The organism is Gimesia panareensis (assembly GCF_007748155.1).
Classification (GTDB): Bacteria; Planctomycetota; Planctomycetia; order Planctomycetales; family Planctomycetaceae; genus Gimesia; species Gimesia panareensis.
This window is the reverse complement of record NZ_CP037421.1, coordinates 6,049,026-6,075,512: the sequence shown is the minus strand read 5'-3', so window position 1 is coordinate 6,075,512 and position 26,487 is coordinate 6,049,026. Positions and strand designations below refer to the sequence as shown.

Sequence of the window (26,487 nt, the reverse complement as noted above, 5' to 3'; positions counted from 1 at the left end):
CCGCTACCTAGGTCCATGGCTCAAGAAATGGTGAGGTTATTTAATGATGGAGTATTGAATGTTTTGATATGTACTTCAACTTTGATCGAAGGTGTGAATACTCGAGCAAAGAATGTCGTGATTTACGAAAATAAAATTGCGAATCAAAAACTAGATTATTTTACCTTCAATAATATTAAGGGAAGATCTGGTAGAATGTTCGAGCACTTTATTGGGAAGGTATATAGATTTGATGATGAACCTCAGCAGGAACTTCCTTTTGTAGACTTTCCATTATATTCACAGGATGAAACAACATCTGAAAGTTTATTAATACAATTAGATCCAGAGGATCTGAGTGAGAAATCACAACAACGTTTAGATGAGCGTTTTGAAAATTCTCCGTTGCCCCTGTCATTGTTAAAAGAAAATCACGGAATTGAACCTGAGTCACAGATAAAATTATGTAATGATATAAAGAGAAATTTTAATAAATATTATTGGCTCTTGAATTGGTCAGGTTTTCCGAAATACGAGCAGCTACAAAAGTGCTGTCAGTTGATGTGGAAATATTGGATTAATAGAGGGAAGAATGGAGTCTTTTCGTACAAGCAACTAACCCTAAAAATCTGGAAATTGAGTAGACAAGATTCAATATCAAGTAGAGTTTCTAGTGAATTGATTGGAGATTATAAAGCTGAAAGTGCAAATGAGGCGGTGGAAAGAGTTCTAAGCTTTGATCGTAACTGGGCTGGGTTTGATTTTCCTCAGTTACTCTTGGCATTGAATAGGATTCAAGCATTTGTATACGAAGATAATGGATATGATCCTGGAGATTACTCTTACTTTGCAATGATGGTTGAGAACTTATTTCTTCCAAATGTTTGTAGTGCACTTGATGAATTTGGAATTCCGATCAATTTATCTGTCAAGTGTGATTTTTTGTTTGAATACAATACTCTAGACGATGCACTTAAATCACTTAAGAAAATTGATATTCAATCTTTAAAACTTCATCCTTACGAGAGAACACTTCTGGAAAATGCACAGAGGGGACTTTGATCTCATAGTGGTGTGATGAAAATCCTAGGAATAACGAAACTCTCTCTATTAGAGTTGGCTTCTTAGGTGCGTCAGGTCTCGTCCAGTGTCTCATCCAGGAACTGTATCAAACGCTGGCTGTTGCGTTCGACATCGAACTGTTCTTCGACCGTTTTTCGGCCGCTCAGACCGATGGATTTCCGCAGCTCGGGTGAGGTGAGTAGCTGCTCCAGGGAGGCGTACCACGCCTCGGTATTTTCTGCACAGAAACCATTCACCCCCTGGTCGATGATCTCTGCATTGACGCCCACCGGCGAAGCGACGGCCGGGATGCCCAGGGCCATGTACTGCAGCAGTTTTAGGCCGCATTTATAGCGTGACCATTCATCGTCTTCCAGTGGCATGATGCCGATATCGAAGGCGGACAGGTCCTGGTATTCCGTTTCCGGCTGCCAGACCAAGTGTCGGATTTCGATTCCTTCCAGCGATAGTTCCGCGATCGGTTTGGGAGTGGCGGAGATGATGCAGAGGGCGAACTCATATTTTTCCGCCAGGCGGTTGAGCGCCGGGACGACGAGTTGGATGTTCGGGATGTTTGTATCCAGGCCGGTCCAGCCGATGACCGGTTTTCCCGACGGGGGCTGGCGGTAATCTTTGAGGGGATACTTACTGGTGATCACAGACGTCGGCAGCAGGCGGACCTGGTCGTTATATTTGCGGGCTTCGTCGACGAGGTTCTGATTGCCGGCAATCAACAGGTCCACTTTCGCAGCCAGTGCCTGGAATTTCTCGGGATAGCGGAGAAAAATCGCATCGTCGATATCGAGAATGCTTTTGGCGGGCCGGTTCAGGAACAGGAGTTCCATGTCGTACGCGGGGACGTCGAAAATCTCCCGTTCGATAAAAATGAGATCGAAGGGTTTCAGGCAGGCGTAGAGATAATGCACGTAGCGGGTGATGCGTTTGAGGAGATAGCTGAGTCGATAGCCGAGCCAGGGGATGTGCTCATATTTTTCGGGGTAACTGGCGAGTACCGTGCAGGAAATGCCGGCCTGCTGCAGCCAGGGGAGATAATTCAGCACCCGAAATCGAGACGAGGGAACATTCTTCCCGGAGATCAGGAACAGGACGCGCATGGAATCTCTCTGCAATCAGGCGAGGGTGAATTTGCTCAACAGGCAACGATTTCGGTACTGCTGATGATACACGTTCCGCGCAGAGAATACAGCCGACAAAATGGTGTGTGCCCCTGGAGAGCGTTTCTTTATTCGGATGGTATATACCAAAGTCGTTTCAACCGGGGCTAACGCCCTGCGGCTAATTTGTCTTTTCTGCTGTCAATGTTCTTGGAAACGAGGGGAACAGTATAACATCGGGCACTGTGAATTCTTACCCGGGTCATGTGAAAGTCCTCAGGAACATTTTCAGAACTTTTAAATCAACGCTACATAGGAGTTTGGTACTGCTGATGATACACGTTCCGCGCAGAGAATACAGCTGACAAAATGCTGTGTGTCCCTGGGACAATGAAAGCCTGATTAATGGGTTGCCTGTCCCGTATGGGGATCGATGGTCAGATTCAGCCGTTCGTCTGCGTAGGTGTAGAAGAAGAAGGCATACATCATTTCGTGATAGGTCTGCGGGCCCTCTCTGACGGTCGCACTGGGATCGGGGTTGAACGGATTGAACGCCGAATTATCGTAGTGGGCGATGGCTTCGATGCGGGTTCCCTGGGGGAAGAAGTGCCGCTGGTTTTTCCAGAGATATCCTATCTGCCAGTCGAAGCTGTAATTGGGAATGACCAGCAGTGTTTCCTGTTTCCCTTCCGGGTAGTGTGCCAGGAAGGAGAGATCTTTGCCGCGGAGATGCATGTGGGCAAACAGGCCAATGCCGTGAGCGTCCCGCTTGAGGGTTTTGGAATTGCTGACCTGGTGATGCGGTGCCTCTGGTGGGATCCGGAATTTATTGTTCTTGATGATCAGGAAGCGATAGCGTTTTTGAACTTTCCCCTGCACATATTTGAAGCCGACCGAGATCCGGCACTGTTCCGGTTTGCCTGTCGACGTGTAATGGATCTGCAGCGCGAGGGCGCTCCCTTTGGGGATCAGGATTCCCAGCCCTTCAGGCAGCATGGTCGGACCGGAACCGGGCACCTTGCCGGTGATGAAATTGGATTCATCCCATTTCTTCGTCAAAGTGACGGCGGCCATGTTGCAGTGATGGACGACCTCCGGATTGTCGGGTTTGATTTCAATCGAAGAGACCCAGGTGTCTTCGGGAAAGACGTAAGGCAGGATGGTGTAGCGATAGGGGATGTAGCCGTCTGCGGGGAGCGTGTGGGTTTCGAGCATGCTGATTTTGAGATCCGGCTGGCCGATAAGCCACTTGCTGGAGTCAGTTTGTGCCAGTGACGGTTTGAGATCGGCCGGCTCTGTTCCCGCTGTCATGCCTGTGGCGACCCAGTCTGCCACGCGTGTGCGTTCTTTGCGTGACATGCTGCGCTGATTGGCGAATTCCGCGTGGGCCGTACCGCCGTACCAGGGGGGCATCCGCTGGTCAGCCACAACCTCAGCCAGCATGGCACCGTTGTTCCTGACTTCATCCAGCGTTGTGAGTGCGAACGGAGCCTCGGTACCGGGCCGATGACAGTCCACGCAATGTTTTTGGATCAGCGGCTGAATGTCTTTGTAGTACGTGAGCGAGGTGTCTGGTTCTCTGACGGCATGCGCAGTGATACTGCAGCCGTCCACGTTGGTTTCGGTGACTTTGACCGGTTCACTTTTCAGAACCGCGTTGAGTGCTTCGACGAGATTTTCCTGAGTCGCGCGAGGCAGGGAACCGCCGATGCGATATTGGTTATCGATCCGTCCCCGATAGCGGAGCCGGTATTGTTCGTCGAGCACGACAACTTCGGGGGTGCGTTCCAGGCCCAGGGCGGCGACCGATTTGCCTTGGATGTCCTGTACGCTGGGGAAGGGGATTTCGTGTTCGATGCCATACTCGGCGATCTCGCGAATGGATTCGTAGGGGCCGGTATGCAGGGCGATGAACTGGACTCCCTGCGGGCGATATTCCTGTTCCAGGCGTTTCAGTTGAGGCAGATAGCGTTTCACCAGCGGACAGGTTGTGTTGCAGGCGACAATCACGAATGCCTTCCGGTTCTGGAAGTCAGCGAGCGAACGGGTGAGGTAGCGGATGTCTTTGAACTGCAGCGGGCCGACGGCGGAGTTGATTTTCGGTCGTTCCAGTTCCTCTGCAGAGGCGAAACTCGTACACGCAATGAGCAGCAATACTGAGAGAAAGCGAAGCGAGGAAGATGGCATACCTGGAAATCCGGCTGGTAAAAACTGATCAGGAAAGTCCGTTCAGGGGAAGTACTCTGTCCGGGAGACCTGCGTTTCAGAAAAAGAGAAATTCAAAAAAATCCGTTTCTGGATGACATCCTGTTCGGAAATGGCGTACGATATCAGATCACGGTTTTGAGGTCTCCATTGTAGCGTATTGAAGCGGAGAAGCAAAAATGAAGATTTCACGTAGGCAGTTTCTGCAGGCGGGCAGCGGGGCTCTGGCGATCTCTGTTGCCGGCAGTCGATCTCTGGCAGCGAATCCGGCAGCAAATCCGGCTCAGAAAAAAACGGCGGCTCCCTCATTGAAGAATGCGCTGGGGATCACGACCTCTTCCTTATCAGGACATATCACGCCGCGGGGTGGGAAGGGGAAAATTTCCCTGCTGGACCTGCCCCGGATGATGCGGGATGAGCTGGGGATGACGGTGATTGACCTGAATACGTCGACACTCTCGGTCACCGATCGGAAATATCTGGACCAGTTGCGCGCCGCCGCGGATCAGGCGGGCTGCATTTTGACCAACCTGAAAATGAATCAGGGTAAGCTGGATATGAACAGTCCGGACAAAGCGACTCGAGTGAAGGCGCTCAACACATACAAGCAGTCCATCGAGGTCGCTTCGCAACTGGGACTGAAATGGGCACGACCGCTGCCGCTGAAGCCGCGACCCGATATGCAGATTCATATCGCCAGTTATCGGGAATTGTGCGACTACGGGGCGGAGCGTAACGTGCAACTGCTGGTTGAGAATTATGGCTGGATGCAGAGTGACCCGGCATCGGTGGTCAAACTGGTCGAGGCGATTGGTCATAACGTCGCGGCCTGTCCCGATACCGGCAACTGGGACAGTGAGCCGCTGCGTTACGCGGGGCTGGAAAAAACATTTCCGATCGCGGTGACCTGTGATTTCAAGGCGCGGGCCATCGGACCCCGGGGAGAGCATCCGCTGTATGATCTGAAACGCTGTTTCGAGATTGGCTGGCAGGCCGGTTTCCGGGGACCCTGGTGCTTTGAGCATGCCAACAAAGATCGGCAGATGCTCTTTAAAGAACTGGGGATGCTGCGGGACATGCTGCAGACCTGGACGAAGGAAGCAGCAGCCGGGGAATCATCTGGGTCCTGAAGTCACTCCACTGTTGCCTCGATCAGGGGAGTGGTGTTTCCTGGTAAGAAACTTCCAGCCATTCACCCTTGTGTTTGATCCAGCATTCGAGAATCTGCACGTGCTTTGCCAGTTTCTTTCCTTCAAACGTTCCTTCGATATTTGCCTCATAAGTAATCAGCGCCGAACTGGGAGTGGTGCGGATGATTTTTTTGGGGCTGGCTTTGAAGAGGGACAGCTTGAGCTCGGGCAGGGCTTTCAGCTGATCTTCCTGGTTGAAAAACTGGTAAGAGGGCGAAATCGAAATGTGCCGGGGATCGGTCATCTTGCGAATCGTCTCTTTGTCCCGGTTCGAAAAGGCGGCATCCAGTGTTTTGACCGCTTTGAGGAGCTCGGCGTCCACGGTCGAGGGCTTGTCTTCTGCCAGCAGTAAGCTGTGAGTGAGCAGGCTGCAGAACAGAGTGCAGGTGAAAATGCGAAGTGTCATGGACAGTTCCTTTCTTGAAACGACGGGCGGTGAAATGCTGCGCGAACAGACCAGACAGGTGTGTGATCTGATCTGGAGTATAGTTCTCTCAAGTCGGGAACGGGAAGCGGAAAGCAGGAGAAATCATGACAAATTTAAGAAGGCCGTCAGCATTCCGTTTTCAAGCATTTTAAAGATCCGTATCGGCTTGCAGCGGAGGTTGCTCTTCGGCGACGGAGTAGTCCCGTTCTTCGATGGGGGGATGACCCAGCGGGCCGAACGTGCCGAACTCGTCGCATTGATCGTTACCGGGAATGAAGGTGACTTCGATACCGGAATCAGAGACATCACAGCGATGAAAGCCGAAGCGGGTGTCTGCTTCGGGCCAGCGTTCCGCCAGCTGTCCCGTGTTGCCTGAGGCCTGGGTACGATACAGGCGGATGCCGTCCACGTGCTGCACCGGTCGTCCGGTATGGACGTGGCCGCAGAACAGGATTTCCACTTTCGCTGCTTTCAGGATCTCCCAGAGTCGCTGGCGATGCGGGGGATCGATGGAAAAGTACCAGTTATCATACTGTTCGCCGATGGTCAGGTCCCAGGCGGGTTCGTCGGGGGATTCCATGAAGGGCCAGTAATGCATGACGGCAACATGATGCTTGCCGGCCGGCAGGTCGGGGAGACGTTCCAGCATTTTCCAGAAGCGGTCCTCGTGTGGCAGTCCGGTTCCTGCGACCGCGGCGTAAAAGCCGGTGAAACGCACGTCCCGATGCAGGAAGGTCCACTGCAACGGGCCAAAATAGTTCGCGAACAGGTCCAGGCGTTTGCCCGTCATGTTCAATTCCGGGTCGTTCCAGCCCAGTCCCTTGGGATCCCAGCGGGGTTTGACACCGTTGACGGAGGTGTGTTTGTTGCCGACATCCATATTGCCGGGGATGACAAACGAGGGGAAGGGGAGCGTGTCCAGATCGGCGCGGGCCTGTTCGTATTCGAATTCGTGGGTGTCCCCGTCGCGGGTCAGGTCCCCGCCGTGCAGAAGCAGGTCGGCGTCGATTTCCGACATCTGCTGTTTAATGGCCGCCCAGCGTTTGTTGATCGCGGGTCGAAAGCGGTAGGAGCGGGCGGTGCCCATGTGGCTGTCGTTGACATGCAGAAACGTCCAGGGTGCGTCGGAGTGGGTCATAAGTTACCTGTCTTCCATTCGGTTTTCGTTCAGAATCGCAGCGCAAACGACTATTGGTAAGGGAATCAGATCGGTTCCCTTAAAGTATCGTACAGATCTGCCTGATAGAGAAGCAACTGAGGCACGGTTGAGGAAATCTTGCACGAAATTCCTCTTGCAGGAAACCCTCAGAAAAACAACAATTAGGTTTGTCTGTTAAGACTCCCGCTCCCTGCCGGTCAGAGAGCGATCATCTGATATTCAGGAGGCTCTGTTATGGTCTGCACACATTTAAAAGAACTCTACCGGTTTTGCGAAGAGAATCAGTTACGCCTGGGGAGCGCGGACCTGATTCACGTGATCTGCAGGCAGTGCGAAGAGGAAGAGACCTGTCCTTCCATGCTGATGGACGAATACGACGCGAAGCATCCGGACGAAAACGCGGATGACAAATCGCAGCCTGAGCCGAAACCAGAATAAGCTGTTCTTTTCCGCTAACGAGTGAATCAGCGGATCATGATGCAGGAGGGACTCGGGATCGAGACCGGTTCGCCGACTGCTGTCAGCTTGCCGGTCTGCTGATCGATCAAGAAGACCACCACATTGTTTCCCGGCATGTTGGCACAGAGCAGATATTTCCCGTCCGCGGTAATCGCCAGATTCTGAGGGCCTTTTCCCAGGCTGGGGATGATTTCGATCAGCGATAGTTTCCCTTGCTTGTCGACGCTGTAGGCAGCCAGGCTGTCGTGTCCGCGATTGGTGCCATACAGAAAACGTCCATCGGGCGTGAATTTCAGATCGGCACAGTGGCTGACTCCTGTGAAGTCGGGGGGCAGCGTGTCGATGGTCTGACCTTCGATCAGGAAGCCGGTCTCGGGATCGTAATCGAATTTGGTGATGGAATTCTTGAGCTCGTTGATGACATACATCTGCTTGCCGTTGGGGTGGAAGGTCAGATGTCGTGGTCCGGCGCCGGGGATGGTTCGCACGAAGGGCTGCGGGCTGGGAGTCAATTTCGCGGTCTGGGGATCCAGTCGGTAGGACAGGATTTTGTCCAGTCCCAGGTCGGCGGCGAAGACATATTTCTGGTCGGGGCTGATGACGCTGCAGTGGGCGTGCGGTTCCTGCTGGCGTTTGGGATCGACGCTGGAACCTTTGTGCTGGATGAACGTGGCTGCTTCACCGAGGGAACCATCGGCTTTGACGGGCAGGGAAGCGATGCTACCTGTAGTGTAATTGGCAACGACGACCGCTTTGCCCGTGTCGTCGATATCCAGATAGCAGGAGGCGGTTCCCAGTGAGGACTGCCGATTGAGCTGTTGCAGTTTGCCGGTCCGTCCTTCCAGTTTGTAGGCGGTGATAAACTCGTTGTCCTTGCCGCCGAATTTTCCGGGAGCATGAATCGAATAGAGATACTGATTGTCGGGTGAGACCGCCAGGAAAAACGGGTGCTCGACATCCGTGGTACGTTCGACCTCTGTGAGTGCGCCTGTGGCGGGATTGAGTTTATATGCGTGAATCGCGCCTTTGTCGCCCGGGGCAAAGGCGGAGATGAAGACCAGTGGTTCTTCCGCGGCTGTGGCCTGCGAGGCACTACTGAGTACCATGCCGATGGCCAGTGGAAACAGATAGAAGACATGTTCGTATGACATTTTAAACTCCCCGCAGTGATTTCAAAGATGAAGCTTCAATACTGTGAGCCCATTTTAGCAGCGCGTTATTGTTCCAGCGACAGCCGGGCTCAGTAACGTGGTTTTGTCTCATCGATTTCGCAGGACCAGGCATCGATGCCTCCCTGCATGCTTTTGACGTTCGTGAAGCCGTTCTGTGCCAGCCAGGTGGTGACCTGCAGGCTCCGCATGCCGTGATGGCAGTAGACGACGATTTCCTCAGCCCGATGTTCGTCCAGTTCTCCGACCCGCTCCTGAATTTCGCTCATTGGGAGCAGGCGTGATTCATCGATGTGGACGTGGTCATATTCATTCTGTTCCCGGCAGTCGAGCAGGAGGAAGGAATGATTTGTATCAAGTTTCTCTTTGACGGACTTGCAGTCGATTTCCAGGGGTGGCATGGATTACTTTCAGGTTCAGGCGGAATCAGTTTCAATTCAGTGAATAGTTATTATTTTGTCGACGTTGTTTTGAGCGTCGGCGGCACCGGATTATCGATGTGTGCTGCCTTACGTTGATTGGCGCCGGGGCGATTGGTATCTCCCAGATCTTCGCGGCCTTTTTCGGCAAGGTCCATCAGTTCTTTGACGATCTCCGGATGCTGCGCGGCGACATTGTGTTCGCTGCTGATATCAGTGACGACATTAAACAGGAGCGGCTGAGAGCCTTCCCCTTTTTTGAAGTGCGGATGTCGGCTGAATTCTTTCAGCGGCACAAAGAGCTTCCAGGGACCTTTGCGGACCGCCTGCAACTGGTCCATCGCGTAGTAATAGAAGACCTTGTAGGGGCTCTTGGCTCCTTTTTCTCCGAGGATCAGCGGGCGGATATCGTGACCGTCGATGATCCGGTCTGTGGGGGCTTTGGCGCCTGCCAGATCGGCGAAGGTGGGCAGCAGATCCATTGTGGTCGCGAATTCCGTGCAGGTCGTATCTGCGGGAACGTGTTTCGGCCACCACATGATGGTGGGAACGCGAAAGGCCCCTTCCGATGTGGTATATCCGCGACCGTGTAGCGGTTTATTGGTGCCGCGTTCCGTGCTGTTCATGTCTTTGCCCATGGGGGAGCCGTTGTCTGACGTCCAGATGACCAGCGTATTGTCGTCGATGCCCAGTTCCACGAGCTTGTCGAGCAGTTGACCGGTTGACCAGTCGAGCTCTTCGATGCTGTCTCCCCAGGGACCGCTTTTACTTTTGCCCCGGAAGGCTTCACTGGCGAACGGTTTGCTCGTACTGCCGGGCATGGCCTGCGGGAAATAGAGGAAGAAGGGCTGGTCTTTGTTCTGTTCAATGAATTCGACCGCTTTCTCCGTGTAGTCTTTGGTGAGCAGGTTACGATCGACGCCGGCCCGGATGACCTTGTCGTTCAGCATGACGGGCAGGGGGGGCCAGTTTTTGCCATCCAGGCGATCGCCGAGCCGCTGTCCGACTGCCTGGGTCATGTCATCACTGTAGGGGATGCCGTAAAAATAATCGAAGCCCTGTTTCGTGGGCAGGAAAGGGGCCTGGTCGCCCAGATGCCATTTGCCGATCATGCCGGTCTTGTAGCCCTTTTGCTTGAGGACTTCGGCGATCGTGATTTCTTCCGGATTCAAACCATAGGGAGAGATCGGGCGGAGCACCTGTCCGTCGCGAGGATTCCAGTGCATGCCGACGCGTTGAGAATAGCAGCCGGTTATGATGGAGGCCCGCGATGGGGTGCAGACGCCGGCGGTGACGCAGAAGTGCGTAAATTTACGTCCTTCTCGGGCCATGCGATTCAGGCAGGGGGTCCGGTTGACGGTGGAGCCGAAGGGTTCAATATCGCCATAACCGAGGTTATCGCAAAAGATGACAATGAAGTTGGGCGTTTTTTTGTCGGCGGCTGCAGAAGCGGATTCTACAGTCAGACCGGAGAAGACAAACCCGAGCAGGCAGCTGAAACAGATGATTTTGTTCACGATATCATCCTCTGGTTGAATGCGGTGTGGTTTCAGGAAGTAAGGCTGGAACAATGCAGGTGAGTGAGAGAGACCGATTCCGTCTGGTCTCTCTTCATCATAAATAGTACCGCGACTGTTTCCAAAATAAAACCAGACAGGCTGTGAAATGGATTGTGTCACGCCTCAGGATTGGCATAATGAATAATCAACGTACTTTTATGTCTACCCAAGATCGACACCAAGAGGATACCCGCTGACGTGACAGAAGAACAAACGACAACTGGAAAGAAACACTGGTCGCAACGGATTGGACCGGGGCTGGTCACCGCCTGCGTTGTGATTGGACCGGGGAGTATTTTGACCAGTTCCAACCTGGGAGCCAAAGACGGTTACAGCATGATCTGGGTCGTGCTGATTTCGGTGATCTTCATGCTGGTCTATACCTCGCTGGGGGCGAAGCTGGGGACGGTGACCAGCGAGTCGACCTGTACGCTGCTGGCTAAAACCGTTGGACGGCCCTTAACCATTCTGATTGGTTGCGGCGTCTTTTTCATTTCAGCCGCCTATCAGTTCGGCAACAACCTGGGCGTGCATTCAGCCCTGGAGAACTTTACGGATTTCAAATACGGTATCGTGATCTTCAATGCAATTTCGATTGCATTTCTGTTCGGCTTTAAGAATCTATATAAACTGGTCGAACGGCTGATGGGAATCTTTGTGGGGCTGATGCTGGTTTCGTTTGCGATCAATCTGTTTTTTGCGAAACCGAATCTGCTGGAAATGGCGGAAGGCCTGATCCCCGGTTATGGCAGCGACGGACTGGATTCGATTCTGAATATTTCGCTGCTGGGGCTGATCGGGACGACCTTCGTGATCTCGGCTGCTTTTTACCAGTCTTATCTGGCGCGGTTCAAAGGCTGGAAAGTGGAAGATCTGAAAGATGGTCGCATCGATTCTGTTATCAGCGTGACGATCATGGCGTTGATTACAATCATGCTCATGTCGACTGCTGCGGCTGTGCTCCGCGGAGAGCAATTGAATGGGGTCGGTGATGTGGGGAATGCTCTGCAGCCGCTGTTTGGTGATAAAGGCCAGATTCTGTTCTGTATTGGTCTGTTCTCTGCGGCTTATTCTTCTTTCATTGTGAATTCCATGATTGGCGGGTTTATTCTCTCCGACAGCCTGGGACTGGGAGGCACGCCGCAGGATAAATGGACGCGTATTTTGACGGCTGCGGTATTGCTGACCGGGATGTTTGTCGCGATCTACGTGATCCAATCAGGCACAAAACCGGTGGTGGCGATTGTGGCGGCACAGGCCGTGACGGTCGTGGCTGCGCCGCTGGCAGCGGGTGCCCTGCTGTTGTTGACCAGCAGTAAAAAAGTGATGGGCGAACATCGAAACGGGATTGGAATGAATCTGCTGGCGGGCATCGGCTTTGTGCTGCTGCTGGGGATGGCCTGGTATATCGCCAGTGAGAAAGTGCTGCCCCAGATTCAGAAAATGCGTGGAGAAACCGCGGCCGTCATTCAGGTCGAACCTGCGGAAATGAAACTTGCGACTCGAAATTGAGAGCTGAGAGTGATATGAAACGTCTGTTGCAAATTGTCTGTCTGATCTGTTTCAGTCTGGTGCTGAGTCTGCCCGCACAAGCTGCGGAAGCAAAAAAAGACCAGCGGCCCAACATCATCTTTATTCTGCTCGACAATGTGGGTAAAGACTGGTTCCGCTGTTACGGGAGCTCGGAAAACCAGACGCCGACCATCGACCATCTGGCTTATACCGGCTTGCGGTTTCGCAACTGTTATGTGACGCCGGTCTGCAGTACGACCCGGCATATGCTGCTCACTGGTCGGTACCCCTTCCGTTCCGGCTGGCATACGCACCACGATCCGGCGATCTATGGCGGTGGTTATTTCGACTGGAACCGGGAGATCTGCTTTGCGCGGATTCTCCGCGACGCGGGCTATCACACGTGTATCTCGGGGAAGTGGCAGATCAATGATCTGTTCGACCCTGCACAGAAAGACGCGCTGATCAAGCACGGGTTTCAGGAATACTGTATTTTTCCGGAGGGGAAAAAAGGGCACCCGGCACATAAGCAGCGGTACTGGGATCCGTATGTCATTCAGAACGGGAAGCGGCTGGAGACGAAGGGCAAATTTGGTCCGGATATCTTCACCGACTATCTGATCGATTATATGAAAACGCATCGGGATAAGCCGTTCTGTGCCTATTACTCGACGATTCTGACTCACATTCCGGTGGTGCATACACCTCACAATGTCGGGCAGGATCTGACGCCACGCGAGCAGTTTGCCGGCATGCTGAATTATTCCGACTACCTGATCGGGCGGCTCGTCAAGACGCTGGACGAACTGGGGATTCGTGACAATACAATTCTATTTATTGTCCCCGATAACGGGACCGACAACGGAACCGATCAGAATGCCGAGCAGAGCCTGGGAGGGCGGATCAACGGCCGCGTCTCCGGCGAGGGGATTTACTCGCTGAAAGAGCAGGGCATCAATATGCCGCTGATTATCAACTGTCCCCAACTGGTGGGCAGCGAGCGCATCAGTGATGACCTGATCGACGCTGCCGATTTTCTGCCGACGCTGGCTGACCTGGCCGACGCGCCGCTCCCTTCCGGTGTGACGATTGACGGCAGGTCGTTTGCGCCGCAGATTCTGAATCAGCCCCGGGAAGAGCCCTGGCGTCCCTGGTGTCTGACTCAGTATTACAAGCAACGTGTGGTGCGGGACCAGCGGTTCAAGCTGTATTCCAGCGGCGAGTTTTATGATCTCTCAGAGGATCCCCTGGAACAGCACGATCTGGCGCAGAGCGAACGCGTCAAAACTGACAAGGCCAGTCGAGCCTCCCACACGGAACTGCAGCGCGTGCTGAATTCGCTGCCGGAAAATGCGAAGCTGCCTTGGGAATTTCGCAGTATCTCGGCCCGGAAAATCCGGGCGGAAGAAGCGCGGCAGAAAGAGGCGGAGAAGTCCGGCAAATAGTATGACAGGAAAAAAAGATCAGGTCTCTCACAATTGAAAACTGATCCTGTTTGTTCCTTGCGATTCCTATTTGTTAAAGATTTACTACCACGAAAAGCACGAAAGACACGAAAAAGATTTGCTGGAATTGTTCCGCCATTTATCATTCCCTGGCTTGTAGGCAACACTGTCAGTTTCCTGCTCGCTGCGCTCGGCCCGAATTGCATTCGGGCCTACCCTGTGCCAGGTTCATTTGGACCTGCCCCCCTGCATTCTCAATTTTGATCAGGATACAAATCGATTCCGGTTAATTGGTTGCAGAGGGCTTGTGCTGGACTTCGACAGGGTGTTTACCTTGAATCGTCTCGATTTTTTTGATGGCTGATTTCACTGACTGTTGATCGGCGTGCAGACCGTAATCGATTGTGAACTGTCGCGTTTCTCCCGGTTTCAGTTTGGGGACGCGGCCGGCGGCGCGCTCGATTTTCCGGTTATAGGGATAGCCTGTCGCGGGTTCGATGCCCGTGACATAGCCATCTTCCACGGCAGCGGTATTTTTCCAGATCGTCAGATAGGGGAGTTGTTTCGTGGACCAGAACATCGAGGCACCACGGTCTCCCTTCGCGTTCTGGAGCAACGCGCCCGTCATGCCTTGCGGATTGGCGAGCGGTTCTACCAGGTAGACCTGTTCGATGTAGCCACGGGTAGGACCGGCGTAGGTGGCAAAGTTGTCGATGCCTTTGGCGGCCTCCTCATTCATCGGGGCAATTTTGTTGATCGCTGCATGCAATTTTGCGCCCTTGCCCAGGAGCGGTTCACCAAAATTGGTGTGATAGATAATCTGGAATTCCTGGTCGGCACTGCCCAGGTTGGTGATCGTATCGTCGATGCGAAACGTGTCTGCACCGGGCACGACCGAGATTTCGGCGGTGAGTTTCAGTTTCGGGCCGTAGAAGAATTTCTCGAACACGATCCCCCTGACACGAATGCGGTGGGGGGGCTCGGAGTCTACGATCACTTCAACGCTACTGGCCGGGATGTTACCGATTTTCCCGTGCAGGGTCAGATCCATGGTGGCGGTATCACCGGTATTGTTGACGAATTCATCCGTGCCCGGATGCCCGGCAAACTCGAGTCCGCAGCGGACCATCCATTCGTTGAAGCCTTCCAGCCAGCCGAGACCGCCGCGACTTTCCAGGTCGATGAATGCTGGGTGCACGATGCCTTCGACGGGGGAATTCCAGCCCAGCCGCATGTCTTTGCTGCGGACTTCGTAGATGCTCATGCCGCGCGTGGGGATAATAACGATCTGCATCACGCCGTTATCGACGGTGATTAGTTCGACCCCTTCCTGTTTACCGCCGTGCAATGTTTCCTTTTTCACGTACCAGCCATCCCCGTTGAGTTCCCATGTCTCGCAATCTACTTTGCCATCCAGACTGGTAAGTACATGCCGTTGCTCTTCGGCGCAGCTGTTTCCGGGGAATAAACTCAACAGGCCAGAGATAACAATGAGACAAAAGGTAAGGTGATACATGTTGAGCGCTCCGTGATTCCACCAAAAGATTTTCGAGTCTGTTTTGCATGACGGTCGAGATGGCGTCATGTGCGTCAGGGGCAATCCTGTTCAGGAAGTTTCATGCTATCGATTTCAAATCAGTGTGGCCAGCAAAATATTGTGTGTTTCGTTGTTGGGGGGGGAATGACAGAGAGGGATTGTTTCACAGCCGCTCATCCGGGCAGGTGCTCTGTTTTCATCTACAGGGATGAGGTTCTTTATCATAGAATGCCTGGTTGGTCCGGGCTCAGTCTATGAGTGGACCCAAATTTTATTCAGGCTCACCCGACTATGTGAGCGGCACGGCGCTAACCGCCGGTTTTGTGGAAGGGGGCGTATTAAATTACCGGTGGCTAGCGCCATTCCGCTCAGCTTTTTGTTCGAGGCTTTGTGATGATTTTCAATTTTGTAAAATGGCGCGTGGAAGACAAGACAAAATTTTGTCCCGATGTGACCGGTTTTTGTCCTGATATGTCCCGGATTTTGTCCCTTTCTGGCCGGTTTTTGTCCCGATTTGCCCTGAACAGAGAGGGGCGAACTTTGCGAACGTGTGCGGCTTGTTTCCGTAGACAGCCAGTGAAAATCGACGTTGATTCAGGTGTTTCTGAGTCACTGGTTCGGCTTGTTCCAGTGTTCGCTAATCCGCCTCGCGCGCGAGCCACATTTGGACCAGAATACGATTCGGGAGCTGAGGATCAAGTTCAATCTTTTCAGTTTCAGAGGCAGGCATGCACTGGTGTCGAATGAGAAGTCGTGCCGGTTTGTCAGGTGAGATCCAGGCAGGAGAAGACCAGAGGGGGATCTCGCTTACCGGCTACGGGAAGTTTTTCTCAATGTCGATGAGGGTTTCACCGGAATGGATTTTTCAAGCTGGTGGAGACGTGGAATGGCGAGACAGAACTGCCTTTCCTGCTGCAGAAGTGATCGAATGTTTTGTCAACAGGTCGGGTTCTGTAAGTGTTTATATTGTATGTGTTTATGTTGTTCTGTGTTGTTGGCGATCAGTTCAATTTCTGGTCTGTCTGTGGGAGGGATTGACTGACAGGAACCTGTGTCAGGGAAATTTCTCAAATTGGCGCAAATTACAAAATCTGGTCTTTAAGTTCGAAAAAGCTTGTATATGATGGGTGAGTTAAAGCTTGAAAATAAGCTGTTTCAGCTTGTTTTATCAGTTTCCTACCCCTTTGCTCTCTGCTGCATTGAATGCTGACACTGTGAGCCTACAACAAGCGAGCCCATTTGGAAGAGGGGCGGAGCCCAAGTAAATTCAGTTTGCGCTACCTGTGCGGAAATTGTTACGAATAAATAAGTTAGGTTAAATTCGATAGTGTGAATTCCTGACCTCTCAGATTCTTCGAGTGCCTCCCGGGCGCTTCTGTTGCTGTGTGCTGAACAGACTCTGAATTTGTTGTTTTTAGCTAGTTAAAGAGAAATTGGAGATTTTATAGGATGGTTTATCCTGTTGCTGAAGTTGTACGTTTATTGCCATCATCCCGACTGCCTGAATATACGTTTGTGCCCGGCAAGAATCTGCCGCACCCTTACCGTGATCCCAAAGGGCACAGTTATGGTAATAAACCCAAACCTCCGAAGGCCCTCACCGAAGAAAACTGGATGGAGCATCGGAACTACCTGAACGCCATCGACTTTTTCAACCTGGGTTACTACTGGGAAGCCCATGATGAATGGGAACGTCTGTTGCGCGTCTGTGGTCCTGATTCGATCCCCGGTCGTTTCCTGAAGGGGCTGGTGAAACTTTCTGCTGCCGGCATCAAAGTGCGTGAAGGCAGTATTCATGGCGTGCGTCGACATGCCGCTTCCGCTGGTGAAGTCTTCGCTGATGTGGCTGCAGAGTCGAATGCCGATCACTACTGTGGGCTGGAACTGACCCGCTTACAGTTCGCTGCCGACCGGGCTGCCCAGTTGAAGTATCCGGATGACCTGACCATGGGCGAACCGATTCGGGTCTTCCCCTTCCTGCTGGAACCGGAACCGTTCCCGCTGGGCTAAACAGCTACCCTTGAATCTGCTTCGACAGTTCAAATGAAAAGAGCACACTTTGGTGTGCTCTTTTTTTGTATCTACTCAGGTTCACAGTCGCTCGTTCATCGAAACGTGCCGCGAATGGCTCGTCCGAGCAGGCTGTTCCCGCTGCTCTGAAATTTCCAGGCCAGGTCCTGTAACAGCGAACGCAGGTTGCGGCGATTGACGGGAATTCCCTGAAAGACCAGTCTGACATCTGAGAGCACCGTGGGGCTGTCGGCATGATAGGAATGCCCCAGGGCGAACAGATTGGTGTCGATATCGGAGGCATCCACGACGTTGATCTTCTTATATTTGGGGAACACGGTCAGGTACGAGCCCCCTTCACCCAGTCGCTGATGCCAGAACGAATTGACGACCCGGGAGGCTTTTAATGCCAGATCTTCTGACGAGGAGTAAATGGTAAACCGGTCAGCCGTCTGTACGATATGCGGGGCGATGGAGTCTTTAAAAACCTGGGCATCGATATCGGGAGCCGTCAGGATGACTTCATTAAACAGCGGTTGATCCTGGTGGGTCAGTTCGAGTTTCTGGGAGATATTTTTGAGCGCCCGGGACAGGACACGGTTTCCCATGCTGTGGGCAATCAGGTGAATCTTGCGTGCTCCCGATTCGTTGGCAATCGCCTCCACGAACAGGGTGACATTCTCTTCGCACCACTGTGCGGTCCGACTGTCTTCCTTGTAGGCCCAGATCGAACTGCTTTCCTGCGAGGGCCAGCTATACATCAGCGGGGCACCTTTGAATTTCAGATCGTAGGCAATCTGTGCGGTTCTGCGGGCGGCGTCTTCGAAGGAGTTATTGAAACCATGGATGAAAATAAAGGCTTCCCCACCCCGGCGGATGATGCCGTCGGAAGTCTTTTCGGTCTCGATCGAGTCTTCAATCGTCTTACGCAGTTCGGTTAAAAAATGGGACCCGGAAGAGGGCGTGACGGATTTGAGCACGACATGCTTATCCGGATTTTCCCGGAACTCCAGTTTCCAGATGCTGGGCGATTCCAGTTCTCCGGGCTGATGGTCTTTGGGAATACTCACATCGCAGAAACCGAGTGAGAGGGTCGAACGTTTGGTGCCAAAGAACTCCTTCGGTTTGGAAGAGCCGGTCAGGTTGCGGTCGGTTCCATAGAAGACACGGATCGTCTCGTGCTTTTCTTTTTTATCCCGTTCCTTTTCTGGGGGAGCATCGGGCGCCTCTGCTTCGGGAGGAGGCGTCTCTGTCTGTGAGACGCGCGGGGGTTTCGCTGAGTCTGGTTCTGACTTGGAGTCTTTGGCGCTGTCACAGCCTGACAGCATTAAGCCGAGCAGTGCCAGTGAGATTAATAGCTGAGGGGCTTTCATCGTGCATCCTTGCAGTTTGAATCGAATCCAACCGAGCGGTGGTAAAATGAATAGGGAAAAATACTTAAATCATCAGGATGGCTCAAGTCGAATTTTCCCGGAATTACTGGGGTTTACCGACACATGGTTGTGGATGAGGACGGGCATAACATCAAGATTTGCTTTGAGTTATGTGGTCTGATATGCTGGGAATTCAAGCCCGCCGCTACCATGAAGCAGATTCTTCTATCATTGATACTTCTACTCAGGCAGACAGGATAATACCGTGAAAAGTGCTCTCAGGATTCTCTGTTGTCTTATTTTTCTGACCGTTACCGCGTCCCGCTCTCTCCCGGCAAAAGAGGCCCAGCCGGACAAACCGAACTTTATCATCATCTTTGCCGACGATCTGGGATATGGAGATCTGGAGTGTTACGGGCATCCTCAATTCAAAACGCCGAACCTGAATCGGATGGCGGCGGAGGGAGCCCGGCTGACACAGTTCAATGTTCCGGTTCCGTATTGTGCTCCTTCGCGGGCGACCTTACTGACGGGGCGCTATCCCTGGCGACATGGTGTCTGGTTTAATCCGGCTCCGGACGGGAAACAATTTCGCAGTGGTGTGGGGATCGCCGACAGCGAAGTTCTGCTCAGTGAGCTCCTGAAAGAGAACGGTTATGCCACCCTGTGCGTGGGCAAATGGCATCTGGGACATGATCCACAGTTCTATCCCACCCGTCACGGATTTGATGATTACCTGGGAATTCTGTATTCCAACGACATGCGCCCCGTGAATCTGATCAAAGGCGAAAAGGTGATTGAATATCCGGTCATCCAGGCCAATCTGACGAAGCGTTACACCCAGCGGGCGGTGGAGTTCATCAGGGAAAATCAGCAGAAGCCGTTCTTCCTCTATCTGCCGCATGCGATGCCGCATAAGCCTCTGGCCGCTTCTGAAGACTTTTATAAGAAAAGCGGAGCCGGACTGTACGGCGATGTCATTGCCGAGCTGGACTGGAGCGTGGGAGAGATTTTCAAAACCCTGAAGGATCTCAAGCTCGACGAAAATACGTTTGTGATTTTCGCCTCAGATAACGGCCCCTGGTTTGGCGGGAATACGGCAGGTCTGTCAGGGATGAAGTCGACCAGCTGGGAAGGGGGGCTGCGGGTGCCGATGATTGCCCGCTGGCCCGGTAAAATTCCTCCCCGCCAGGTGATCGAGACTGTCTGCGGTTCGATTGATGTCTTTCCGACGATCCTGAAGCAGGCGGGGATCAAAGTACCCGAAGACCGGGTGATTGACGGTAAGGATCTGTTTCCCGTGCTGACAAAGCAGGCCCCGACCCAGCACGAGGCACTGTTCTCGATGAAAGGAAATTCCCTGTTTACGGTACGGAGTGGTCCCTGGAAGCTGCACATCAAACCCTCCCCCCGGCAGCTGCTGGCGAACCAGGGAAAAGACTGGATCGACCCGCGTGGACCGGATGGCGTGACGATCATTGCGCCTTACGAGCAGGCGATGCCTGACCAGCCGCCAGGACTGCTCACCGGAGATAAGCCGGTGCCGATGATGCTCTTCAACCTCGAAGAAGATCCAGCCGAACAGCATAATGTGGCTCAGGCTCATCCTGAAGTGGTGGCCCGTCTGCAGAAGTTGTTCGAGGAAATGCAGACGCAGGTTCCAGAATCGATTCGCAACTTTGGTCAACAACCCGGCAAGAAAAAATCGTCTCCCAAAAATAACTGACCCGTGCTCTGTACGGTCAGCTGGCCATGTTCTCTTCTGGAAACAGGGTTTGTTTTTGCCAGGAATCGTTCGTTGTGTACAGCCGCATTTCGCCTGAAAAACAGGCTTGTACAGTAACGTTGCGTAGTGCTGTTAGATTTTCCTGACTCAAACGTCATCTGAAAATCTCGGCGAATGTTGCGAAAATCCAACATTCACCAACTCTGATCCGTAGTAAAGGATGGATATTGCAACAGAGCGGAACGCCTTACATTTCCCTGTGTTTCAACAAGCAAACCTGTCGTGATGTCTTTTTACATCAATCCTTTGTTTCGATGTAGAAAAAGCACAACGTTCAACGTTAAGAGTTAATGAATATCAAACTGGGCCATATTTCTTAACTCCCTTTTATTGTTGAGTTTATCGAGGGCTGGAGACAGCAGTTAGTGAATCAGAACATAAATGGTCCGCACTTTGCGTCCATTCAATGTTCTTAACAGTTCACTGTTCAACAGCCTTGATAGTCAACCGCAGAAAGAGAGAACCACAGCATGGCATCTAAACGCGATCGAATGAGCGTCTACGAGCGTGAAGGGGTAACCGTTCTGGATTTCGGAACCATGGAAATCTGGGATGGAGCCGATCTGGCTCTGTTGCGCGAAACGCTGACGCGCCTGGTTGATAAAGAAAAATGCAAATCGATCGGCGTGGAACTGTCGTCAGTCAAATACATTCCGAGCGGCTTTTTCGGAATGCTGTACGACATGTACGAAAAAGGGATCGCGGTCACTCTCTACAATCCGCAACCTAACGTCGCCAGCATGCTCTGGTTCAAGCAGTTCTGTCTGCATACCGAAGACGGACGCTACCTGCTGAAAAGCGATCTGGCTTCAGCACAGGATAAACCGTCAGAGGACGAGGTCCGTGCGGAAAAGGAAAAGTGGGACAAAAGCCTGAAACAGTCGAATGATTATTCGACGACTGTTTCTTAAAACCAGGTTCAGAGTCCCATCAGGAAGCGGTTCACCGGGAGCTATTCAGCTTCCAGGAGAACCGCATGCTTTTCAAGGCGGTTCTTCAAAGACAGATAATTTCCGGTTGTGGAAGCTTCTTCCCTCAACTCCTGATCGATCTTGTCGGCCAGTTCAAACAGTTTGAATTCCGGCCAGGCGTCATTCAGTGTCAGCAGCTGATTTAATCCCTGCGGGTTTTGCCGAAGCGGATCCGGGATCAGTGATGCAACAGCCACAGCAGCAGCAGCAGTTTTACCAAGTTCATCATCGGTGAGCAGTTTTAAACCCTCATGATGCAGGTAGACGGCACAGATCAGATCGTCCGGGAAAGACCAGTCCAGCATCACATTTGCAGCAGCAGCACTGTGATCCCAGCTGAAATGCCGGCGCTCATATTCATTCAGCAGACAGGGCTCGCTGTCCTGATTGACCGTGAACTTCAGGTACAGGTCAAATAGTTCTTTCGACAGGATGGGCAGCAGAAAGTCCTCCAGCATTGCTGCGGAGAAGGCGATATCTGCGTCGACCTTCATCAGGCAGGCGATTTCTCGCGCCATCAGCGCCCGTTCCAGATTCGTACTCCAGAAATTGGGCAGGTTGATCAGCTTGGATTCGTTCGAAGCCATAGCCTGTTTCAGCCCGGTGGTCACCAGAAAGAGCTTGGTAGAACGAATTCCCAGTAACGTAATTGTCTGTTGAATCGAAGAAACTTTCCGGCGTAATCCGAACGCGCTGGAGTTGACCATTCTTAACAGCTCGCACGAAATCCCGGCATCGGTTTCGATAATCTTACTGAGCTCTTTCGGAGTGGAATTGGGATCCTCTGCTTTACGCGAGAATTCCATCACGGCTTTCGGCAGCATGGGAAGTTTAATTTCGGGAGGGAGAGGGCTCTGTTTTCCCTCACCAATCAGCTCTTTACGCAGTTTTGTCCAGTCGGTCATCGGTTCCTCGAAAACTCTCTCTGAGAAAAAGATGAAACAGTCCTCTACTGTTTCTCAAATTCAGGTGTTACCAGACTGATCATCGATACCCCTGAAAGGTGTGGTACAGCTCATGTTCAGGTCGATGGATGATCGCTTTTCACATTAAAATCTTAGCTTAAAGATTCCCTGTGCGAGTCCGTCTTTTATAGATTTTTTTCGCATGAAATCCCTCCTGCAGAGCCATGTTGCATTCTTTCAACACGACTCAGTCTGACGAAATTCAACTCGCATTGAAAAAAACACATAAGTTAATACAATTCATCCACTTACATGCGAATAATCAGGTAACTCTCGAGAGGAGCTGCCTCACCTGCTTTCGGGTGCTCAGCAAACTTTTAACATCGTCAGGACAGACTCATGGAAGCGAAATCACTGGAATTTCTCAAAAAACTGCTCCACTCCCCAGCTCCGTCAGGATACGAGCGACCGATTCAGGAGGTCGTACGGGAATATGTGAAAGGGTTTGCTGACGAAGTCAAAACAGACCTGCACGGCAACGTGATTGCTGCTGTGAATCCCGATGCAGAACGACGGGTGATGCTGGCCGGGCACTGTGACCAGATCGGTCTTTTGGTACAGCACATTGATGACGACGGCTATTTGTGGGCGAATCTGATTGGAGGCTGGGACATCCAGATGCTGATCGGGCAGAACATGCAGGTGCATACCGCCTCTGGTCCGGTTCACGGGGTCATCGCTCGAAAAGCGATTCACCTGTTGACTCCCGAAGAGCGAAAAACTGTGCCTGAGATCAAAGACCTCTGGATCGACATTGGAGCCAAAAATGGAGCGGAAGCCCGTGAAATAGTCGCCATCGGCGATCCCATTACCTTCGAGCTCGGCTTTCGTCCCATGCTGAACCAGCTGGCTTCCGCGCCCGGGATGGATAACCGGGTCGGCGTCTGGGTTGTGATCGAGGCACTGCGGCAGGCCAGTCAAAAGTCACCTCACTTTGGTGTGTTCTCCGTCTCGACAGTCCAGGAGGAAATCGGACTCCGCGGTGCGCAGACCAGTGCCTATTCGATTCAACCCGAAGTAGGTATCGCCGTCGATGTGACCCATGCCACCGATTGTCCTGCAGTCAGCAAAAAAGAAAATGGCGAGATCAACGTCGGCGATGGTCCGGTCGTTTATCGGGGGCCTAATGTGAATCCGGTCGTCTATACGAAACTGACTGAACTGGCGGGGAAGAACGATATCGCCTGTCAGATCAACAGTATTTCACGTCCTGCCGGGAATGATGCGAACGCGATGCAGTTGAACCAGGGGGGTATGGCGACAGGCATTGTTGCGATTCCCAACCGGTACATGCACAGCCCGGTCGAAGTCGTCTCGCTGGAAGACCTCGAGCATGCGGCGAACCTGCTGGCGGCCTTCTGCCTGGCGATCGACGAAAACACAGACTTCACTCCTTGAAACCGAATGAAGTCAGGAGAGATCGATCAGCCGATTTCCTGGAGCACTTCCTCTGCTGCCTGAATCGTCTGGTCGATATCGTCGTCTGTCATGCAGGTCGAGGTAAAGTTGGCCTCAAACTGGCTGCAGGGGAGATAAATCCCACGGTCGAGCATGCCCTGGAAATAGCGGGCGAAGCGATCTGTGTCGTTTTGCGAGGAAACCGCGTAGCTGGTCACCTTTTCCGGATTGAAGAACAACGTAAACATCGAGCCGCATTCTGCGATGGTGTGTGGCAGGTCTGCTTTCTCGGCGGCAGCGGAGAGTCCCTTCGTGAGACGTTGTGTTTTCGTTTCCAGTTCCGGGTAGGGATTGGTCTCTCTCAGGCACTGCAGAGTCGCGATGCCCGATGCCATCGCAATCGGATTCCCCGACAGCGTCCCCGCCTGGTAAACCGAACCAACGGGAGAAATTGCATCCATAATCTCTGCCTTGCCCCCATATGCACCGACGGGCATGCCCCCTCCGATGACTTTGCCGAGCATACAGATATCGGGAGTCACACCAAACCGTTGCTGAGCACCGCCGAGAGCAACACGAAATCCGGTCATGACCTCATCCATAATGAAGACGGAACTGTGTTGGGTACAGAGTTCCCTGACGGTTTCCAGGAATCCGGGCTCGGGCAGGACCACGCCCATATTCCCGACGACAGGTTCCAGGATGACCGCGGCAATCTGATCGCCGGTCTGGGAAAATGTTTCCTTGAGCTGTGCAATGTCATTGTATTCCAGGACCAGTGTATCCGCCGTGCAGCCCGGGGGGACACCGGGGCTGGAGGGAGCACCCAGCGTCAAAGCGCCACTGCCGGCCTGGACGAGCAGGCTGTCGACGTGACCGTGATAACAGCCGGCAAATTTGATGATCTTATCCCGTCCGGTAAAGCCACGAGCCAGTCGGATCGCACTCATGGCGGCTTCGGTTCCCGAATTCACCATCCGCACTTTTTCAATCGAGGGAACCAGTTCTGCAACCAGTTCTGCCAGTTCGCTTTCCAGGACCGTCGGTGCTCCAAAGCTGGTTCCTTTTTTGAGCGTTTCTTCAATGCGGGGCATGACCTGGGGATGCAGGTGCCCCAGAATGTGGGGGCCCCAGGAACCGACGAAATCGATATAACGATTGCCGTCGATATCATACAGGTACTGTCCCTCACCTCGATCGATGACAACCGGGTGTCCGCCTACGGCACCAAAGGCCCGCGCCGGACTGTTCACTCCACCCGGGATGACCTTCTGGGCGCGTTCAAATTCTGCTTCACTTTTAGGGCGGGGACAGGCTGACATGGTCGATGAGTTCCTCTAGTTCGTAGTTGTTTTCTCTGGTGTGGCTGGGGCGTCTGCTCCCAGTTTCAGGCATTTCAGTGTCTTGCCGTCCCTGACGTAGAGCAGTCCGTTTGACAGGGCGGGCAGGGCACGTGTGGTGGAATTGAAAATTTGTTCGCTGGCCAGTTCTTTATAGGTTTCCAGGGAGGCTTCTGCCAGAACCAGTGTGCCATCGGTTTTCATGATAATCAGTTTATTGTCGGCTTCAAGTAACGTCGCATAGCCAAAATTGTTCTCTTCCCATTTGACTTTGCGCGTTTCCGGATCAAAACAGATCAGACGTGCTGTGCCGATATCCTGGCGGCCGTCGATGCCGATCAGCTTGCCGTCATACTCAATCGGAGTCGTATATTGGCTGGCCATGGGTTTTTCACTACGCCAGATTTCCCGGGTGCCGATTTGCTCGATCTGGCCCCAGAAGCCTCCCACGCCGTAGCTGGAGGTAGCAAAGACATGGTTGCCAACGACAACAGGATCGGCGCCATTGACGGTCGGTCCCCGTTTGCCAAAGGGAAACTGAAATAGCACGTTTCCATTTTTCGGGTCCAGGCCGGCCAGGTGCAGTCGGGTGATGAAAATCGCGTAATAGCGTCCATGCAGGAATGCAGAGGTCGGAGAAGAGTAGCTGGCATCGTCCTGCATGGCTTGCCACTGAGTAAATCCCCGATCCAGTGAAAATGCGACCACGCCGGCATGCTTGCGTTTCCCACCCACATTCACCAGCAGCTTATCATCCACAATGATCGGGGTGCTGCCGACTCCGAAATAACCTTCACCCACCTGGAATTCTTTGTGGGTATCACGAGACCAGATGACTTTGCCGTTTTTGAGATCCAGACACTGCAGGCGGCCCGCGATTCCAAAAGTATAGATCTGGTTGTTGTGGATCAAGGGGACTGCAATCGGGCCATCATTGGGATTAAACGTCCCCCGGTAGCTGACAGGGGCGGTCTGTTTCCAGAGAACCTCACCTGTTTCTGCATTCAAGGCTTCGACGGTTTCCTGATCACCAACACGGTGAAAGAGTACCGCGGTATTCTGGGAGACCGCCAGTCCGGCGAACCCACTTCCAACCGGGCGTTGCCATTTCACTTCCGGTCCACCTGATGGCCAGGAAGCAGCGAGCGTTTCACCGGCTGCATGGCCATTGCGATACGGTCCCAGGATCTGGGGCCAGTCACCCGCGTGGCAAATGGGATTGGTGAAGCTGACAAGCAGCAGTAAGATGGTTTGAATAATTTTCATGTGTCGGGCTCCGCCTTCCAGATGATGGGTGACCAGATTGACTCGAATCTCATTTTAGCAGGATCGGGGCTTGGCTGCATAGGAACGTCTGTTATAGTCTGATAAGATAAACGACGAAACCGATAATCGAACAGGCTGCGC

At 52.8% G+C, this 26,487-nt stretch carries 20 protein-coding genes and 1 pseudogene; 9 read left to right on the top strand and 12 right to left on the bottom strand.

Going from position 1 to position 26,487, the window contains the following annotated elements; all coding sequences use genetic code 11:
• A pseudogene (locus Enr10x_RS22620) lies at positions 1 to 1,041 on the top strand (DEAD/DEAH box helicase); the annotation flags it as partial.
• 71 nt (positions 1,042 to 1,112) lie between these two features.
• On the opposite strand, the gene Enr10x_RS22615 reads toward Enr10x_RS22620, so the two are convergent.
• Both Enr10x_RS22615 and Enr10x_RS22610 read right to left on the bottom strand, forming a co-directional pair.
• Positions 1,113 to 2,156 (bottom strand): glycosyltransferase family 4 protein, encoded by a 1,044-nt coding sequence (locus tag Enr10x_RS22615; RefSeq protein ID WP_145451466.1) that lies wholly within the window; start codon positions 2,154 to 2,156, stop codon positions 1,113 to 1,115.
• A gap of 402 nt (positions 2,157 to 2,558) precedes the next feature.
• Positions 2,559 to 4,343 (bottom strand): redoxin family protein, encoded by a 1,785-nt coding sequence (locus Enr10x_RS22610; protein WP_145451465.1) that lies wholly within the window; start codon positions 4,341 to 4,343, stop codon positions 2,559 to 2,561.
• A gap of 197 nt (positions 4,344 to 4,540) precedes the next feature.
• On the opposite strand from Enr10x_RS22610, the gene Enr10x_RS22605 reads away from it, so the two are divergent.
• Positions 4,541 to 5,491: a sugar phosphate isomerase/epimerase family protein gene (locus Enr10x_RS22605; protein ID WP_145451464.1), complete on the top strand. Its 951-nt coding sequence runs from the start codon at positions 4,541 to 4,543 to the stop codon at positions 5,489 to 5,491.
• A gap of 22 nt (positions 5,492 to 5,513) precedes the next feature.
• Here the strand turns inward: Enr10x_RS22605 and Enr10x_RS22600 are convergent, their stop codons facing one another.
• Complete coding sequence (locus Enr10x_RS22600) at positions 5,514 to 5,957, bottom strand: nuclear transport factor 2 family protein (protein ID WP_145451463.1); 444 nt, start codon at positions 5,955 to 5,957, stop codon at positions 5,514 to 5,516.
• Between the two features lie 169 nt (positions 5,958 to 6,126).
• On the bottom strand, positions 6,127 to 7,116 hold the full coding sequence (locus tag Enr10x_RS22595; RefSeq protein ID WP_145451462.1) for a metallophosphoesterase family protein: 990 nt from the start codon (positions 7,114 to 7,116) through the stop codon (positions 6,127 to 6,129).
• 255 nt (positions 7,117 to 7,371) lie between these two features.
• Here Enr10x_RS22595 and Enr10x_RS22590 point away from each other — a divergent pair, with 255 nt between their 5' ends.
• Positions 7,372 to 7,575, top strand: coding sequence for a hypothetical protein (locus Enr10x_RS22590; protein WP_145451461.1), 204 nt, complete (start codon positions 7,372 to 7,374; stop codon positions 7,573 to 7,575).
• Between the two features lie 26 nt (positions 7,576 to 7,601).
• On the opposite strand, the gene Enr10x_RS22585 is transcribed toward Enr10x_RS22590, so the two are convergent.
• From Enr10x_RS22585 to Enr10x_RS22575, 3 genes are all read right to left on the bottom strand, one after another.
• Complete coding sequence (locus Enr10x_RS22585; protein WP_145451460.1) at positions 7,602 to 8,747, bottom strand: lactonase family protein; 1,146 nt, start codon at positions 8,745 to 8,747, stop codon at positions 7,602 to 7,604.
• An 89-nt stretch (positions 8,748 to 8,836) separates the two neighbouring features.
• Positions 8,837 to 9,166 carry a rhodanese-like domain-containing protein gene (locus Enr10x_RS22580; protein WP_145113204.1) on the bottom strand — a complete coding sequence of 110 codons (330 nt, stop codon included), beginning with the start codon at positions 9,164 to 9,166 and terminating at the stop codon, positions 8,837 to 8,839.
• A gap of 50 nt (positions 9,167 to 9,216) precedes the next feature.
• On the bottom strand, positions 9,217 to 10,701 hold the full coding sequence (locus Enr10x_RS22575; RefSeq protein WP_232093095.1) for a sulfatase family protein: 1,485 nt from the start codon (positions 10,699 to 10,701) through the stop codon (positions 9,217 to 9,219).
• A 240-nt stretch (positions 10,702 to 10,941) separates the two neighbouring features.
• Between Enr10x_RS22575 and Enr10x_RS22570 the strand changes: the two genes are divergently transcribed.
• Both Enr10x_RS22570 and Enr10x_RS22565 read left to right on the top strand, forming a co-directional pair.
• Positions 10,942 to 12,255, top strand: a complete 1,314-nt coding sequence (locus Enr10x_RS22570; protein ID WP_145113202.1) for an Nramp family divalent metal transporter — start codon at positions 10,942 to 10,944, stop codon at positions 12,253 to 12,255.
• A gap of 14 nt (positions 12,256 to 12,269) precedes the next feature.
• Positions 12,270 to 13,700: a sulfatase-like hydrolase/transferase gene (locus Enr10x_RS22565; protein ID WP_145451459.1), complete on the top strand. Its 1,431-nt coding sequence runs from the start codon at positions 12,270 to 12,272 to the stop codon at positions 13,698 to 13,700.
• Between the two features lie 286 nt (positions 13,701 to 13,986).
• Here the strand turns inward: Enr10x_RS22565 and Enr10x_RS22560 are convergent, their stop codons facing one another.
• Entirely contained in the window at positions 13,987 to 15,216 is a 1,230-nt protein-coding gene (locus tag Enr10x_RS22560) for an aldose 1-epimerase family protein (protein ID WP_145113198.1), read from the bottom strand.
• 1,503 nt (positions 15,217 to 16,719) lie between these two features.
• Here Enr10x_RS22560 and Enr10x_RS22555 point away from each other — a divergent pair.
• Entirely contained in the window at positions 16,720 to 17,247 is a 528-nt protein-coding gene (locus Enr10x_RS22555; RefSeq protein WP_232093094.1) for a DUF309 domain-containing protein, read from the top strand.
• A gap of 95 nt (positions 17,248 to 17,342) precedes the next feature.
• Here the strand turns inward: Enr10x_RS22555 and Enr10x_RS22550 are convergent, their stop codons facing one another.
• Entirely contained in the window at positions 17,343 to 18,620 is a 1,278-nt protein-coding gene (locus tag Enr10x_RS22550; RefSeq protein WP_145113192.1) for an alpha/beta hydrolase, read from the bottom strand.
• A 265-nt stretch (positions 18,621 to 18,885) separates the two neighbouring features.
• On the opposite strand from Enr10x_RS22550, the gene Enr10x_RS22545 reads away from it, so the two are divergent.
• Positions 18,886 to 20,346 carry a sulfatase-like hydrolase/transferase gene (locus Enr10x_RS22545; RefSeq protein ID WP_145451458.1) on the top strand — a complete coding sequence of 487 codons (1,461 nt, stop codon included), beginning with the start codon at positions 18,886 to 18,888 and terminating at the stop codon, positions 20,344 to 20,346.
• 530 nt (positions 20,347 to 20,876) lie between these two features.
• Positions 20,877 to 21,317, top strand: a complete 441-nt coding sequence (locus tag Enr10x_RS22540) for a hypothetical protein (protein WP_145113006.1) — start codon at positions 20,877 to 20,879, stop codon at positions 21,315 to 21,317.
• A gap of 41 nt (positions 21,318 to 21,358) precedes the next feature.
• On the opposite strand, the gene Enr10x_RS22535 is transcribed toward Enr10x_RS22540, so the two are convergent.
• Positions 21,359 to 22,282: an HDOD domain-containing protein gene (locus Enr10x_RS22535; protein WP_145113004.1), complete on the bottom strand. Its 924-nt coding sequence runs from the start codon at positions 22,280 to 22,282 to the stop codon at positions 21,359 to 21,361.
• A gap of 399 nt (positions 22,283 to 22,681) precedes the next feature.
• Here Enr10x_RS22535 and Enr10x_RS22530 point away from each other — a divergent pair, with 399 nt between their 5' ends.
• Complete coding sequence (locus Enr10x_RS22530) at positions 22,682 to 23,740, top strand: M42 family metallopeptidase (RefSeq protein ID WP_145113002.1); 1,059 nt, start codon at positions 22,682 to 22,684, stop codon at positions 23,738 to 23,740.
• Positions 23,741 to 23,766: 26 nt separating this feature from the next.
• On the opposite strand, the gene hemL is transcribed toward Enr10x_RS22530, so the two are convergent.
• Both hemL and Enr10x_RS22520 read right to left on the bottom strand, forming a co-directional pair.
• Positions 23,767 to 25,062, bottom strand: coding sequence for a glutamate-1-semialdehyde 2,1-aminomutase (gene hemL / locus Enr10x_RS22525; RefSeq protein ID WP_145451457.1), 1,296 nt, complete (start codon positions 25,060 to 25,062; stop codon positions 23,767 to 23,769).
• Between the two features lie 15 nt (positions 25,063 to 25,077).
• The gene (locus tag Enr10x_RS22520) at positions 25,078 to 26,346 is read right to left on the bottom strand and encodes a PQQ-binding-like beta-propeller repeat protein (protein WP_145451456.1); all 1,269 of its coding nucleotides are present in this window, start codon (positions 26,344 to 26,346) and stop codon (positions 25,078 to 25,080) included.
• Positions 26,347 to 26,487: the final 141 nt, after the last annotated feature.

What these genes read in the sequence shown, in the direction of transcription:
- Enr10x_RS22615 (WP_145451466.1), bottom strand. Translation starts at nt 2,156, where the DNA reads ATGCGCGTCCTGTTCCTGATCTCCGGGAAGAATGTTCCCTCGTCTCGA.
- Enr10x_RS22610 (WP_145451465.1), bottom strand. Translation starts at nt 4,343, where the DNA reads ATGCCATCTTCCTCGCTTCGCTTTCTCTCAGTATTGCTGCTCATTGCG.
- Enr10x_RS22605 (WP_145451464.1), top strand. Translation starts at nt 4,541, where the DNA reads ATGAAGATTTCACGTAGGCAGTTTCTGCAGGCGGGCAGCGGGGCTCTG.
- Enr10x_RS22600 (WP_145451463.1), bottom strand. Translation starts at nt 5,957, where the DNA reads ATGACACTTCGCATTTTCACCTGCACTCTGTTCTGCAGCCTGCTCACT.
- Enr10x_RS22595 (WP_145451462.1), bottom strand. Translation starts at nt 7,116, where the DNA reads ATGACCCACTCCGACGCACCCTGGACGTTTCTGCATGTCAACGACAGC.
- Enr10x_RS22590 (WP_145451461.1), top strand. Translation starts at nt 7,372, where the DNA reads ATGGTCTGCACACATTTAAAAGAACTCTACCGGTTTTGCGAAGAGAAT.
- Enr10x_RS22585 (WP_145451460.1), bottom strand. Translation starts at nt 8,747, where the DNA reads ATGTCATACGAACATGTCTTCTATCTGTTTCCACTGGCCATCGGCATG.
- Enr10x_RS22580 (WP_145113204.1), bottom strand. Translation starts at nt 9,166, where the DNA reads ATGCCACCCCTGGAAATCGACTGCAAGTCCGTCAAAGAGAAACTTGAT.
- Enr10x_RS22565 (WP_145451459.1), top strand. Translation starts at nt 12,270, where the DNA reads ATGAAACGTCTGTTGCAAATTGTCTGTCTGATCTGTTTCAGTCTGGTG.
- Enr10x_RS22560 (WP_145113198.1), bottom strand. Translation starts at nt 15,216, where the DNA reads ATGTATCACCTTACCTTTTGTCTCATTGTTATCTCTGGCCTGTTGAGT.
- Enr10x_RS22550 (WP_145113192.1), bottom strand. Translation starts at nt 18,620, where the DNA reads ATGAAAGCCCCTCAGCTATTAATCTCACTGGCACTGCTCGGCTTAATG.
- Enr10x_RS22540 (WP_145113006.1), top strand. Translation starts at nt 20,877, where the DNA reads ATGGCATCTAAACGCGATCGAATGAGCGTCTACGAGCGTGAAGGGGTA.
- Enr10x_RS22535 (WP_145113004.1), bottom strand. Translation starts at nt 22,282, where the DNA reads ATGACCGACTGGACAAAACTGCGTAAAGAGCTGATTGGTGAGGGAAAA.
- Enr10x_RS22530 (WP_145113002.1), top strand. Translation starts at nt 22,682, where the DNA reads ATGGAAGCGAAATCACTGGAATTTCTCAAAAAACTGCTCCACTCCCCA.
- hemL (WP_145451457.1), bottom strand. Translation starts at nt 25,062, where the DNA reads ATGTCAGCCTGTCCCCGCCCTAAAAGTGAAGCAGAATTTGAACGCGCC.
- Enr10x_RS22520 (WP_145451456.1), bottom strand. Translation starts at nt 26,346, where the DNA reads ATGAAAATTATTCAAACCATCTTACTGCTGCTTGTCAGCTTCACCAAT.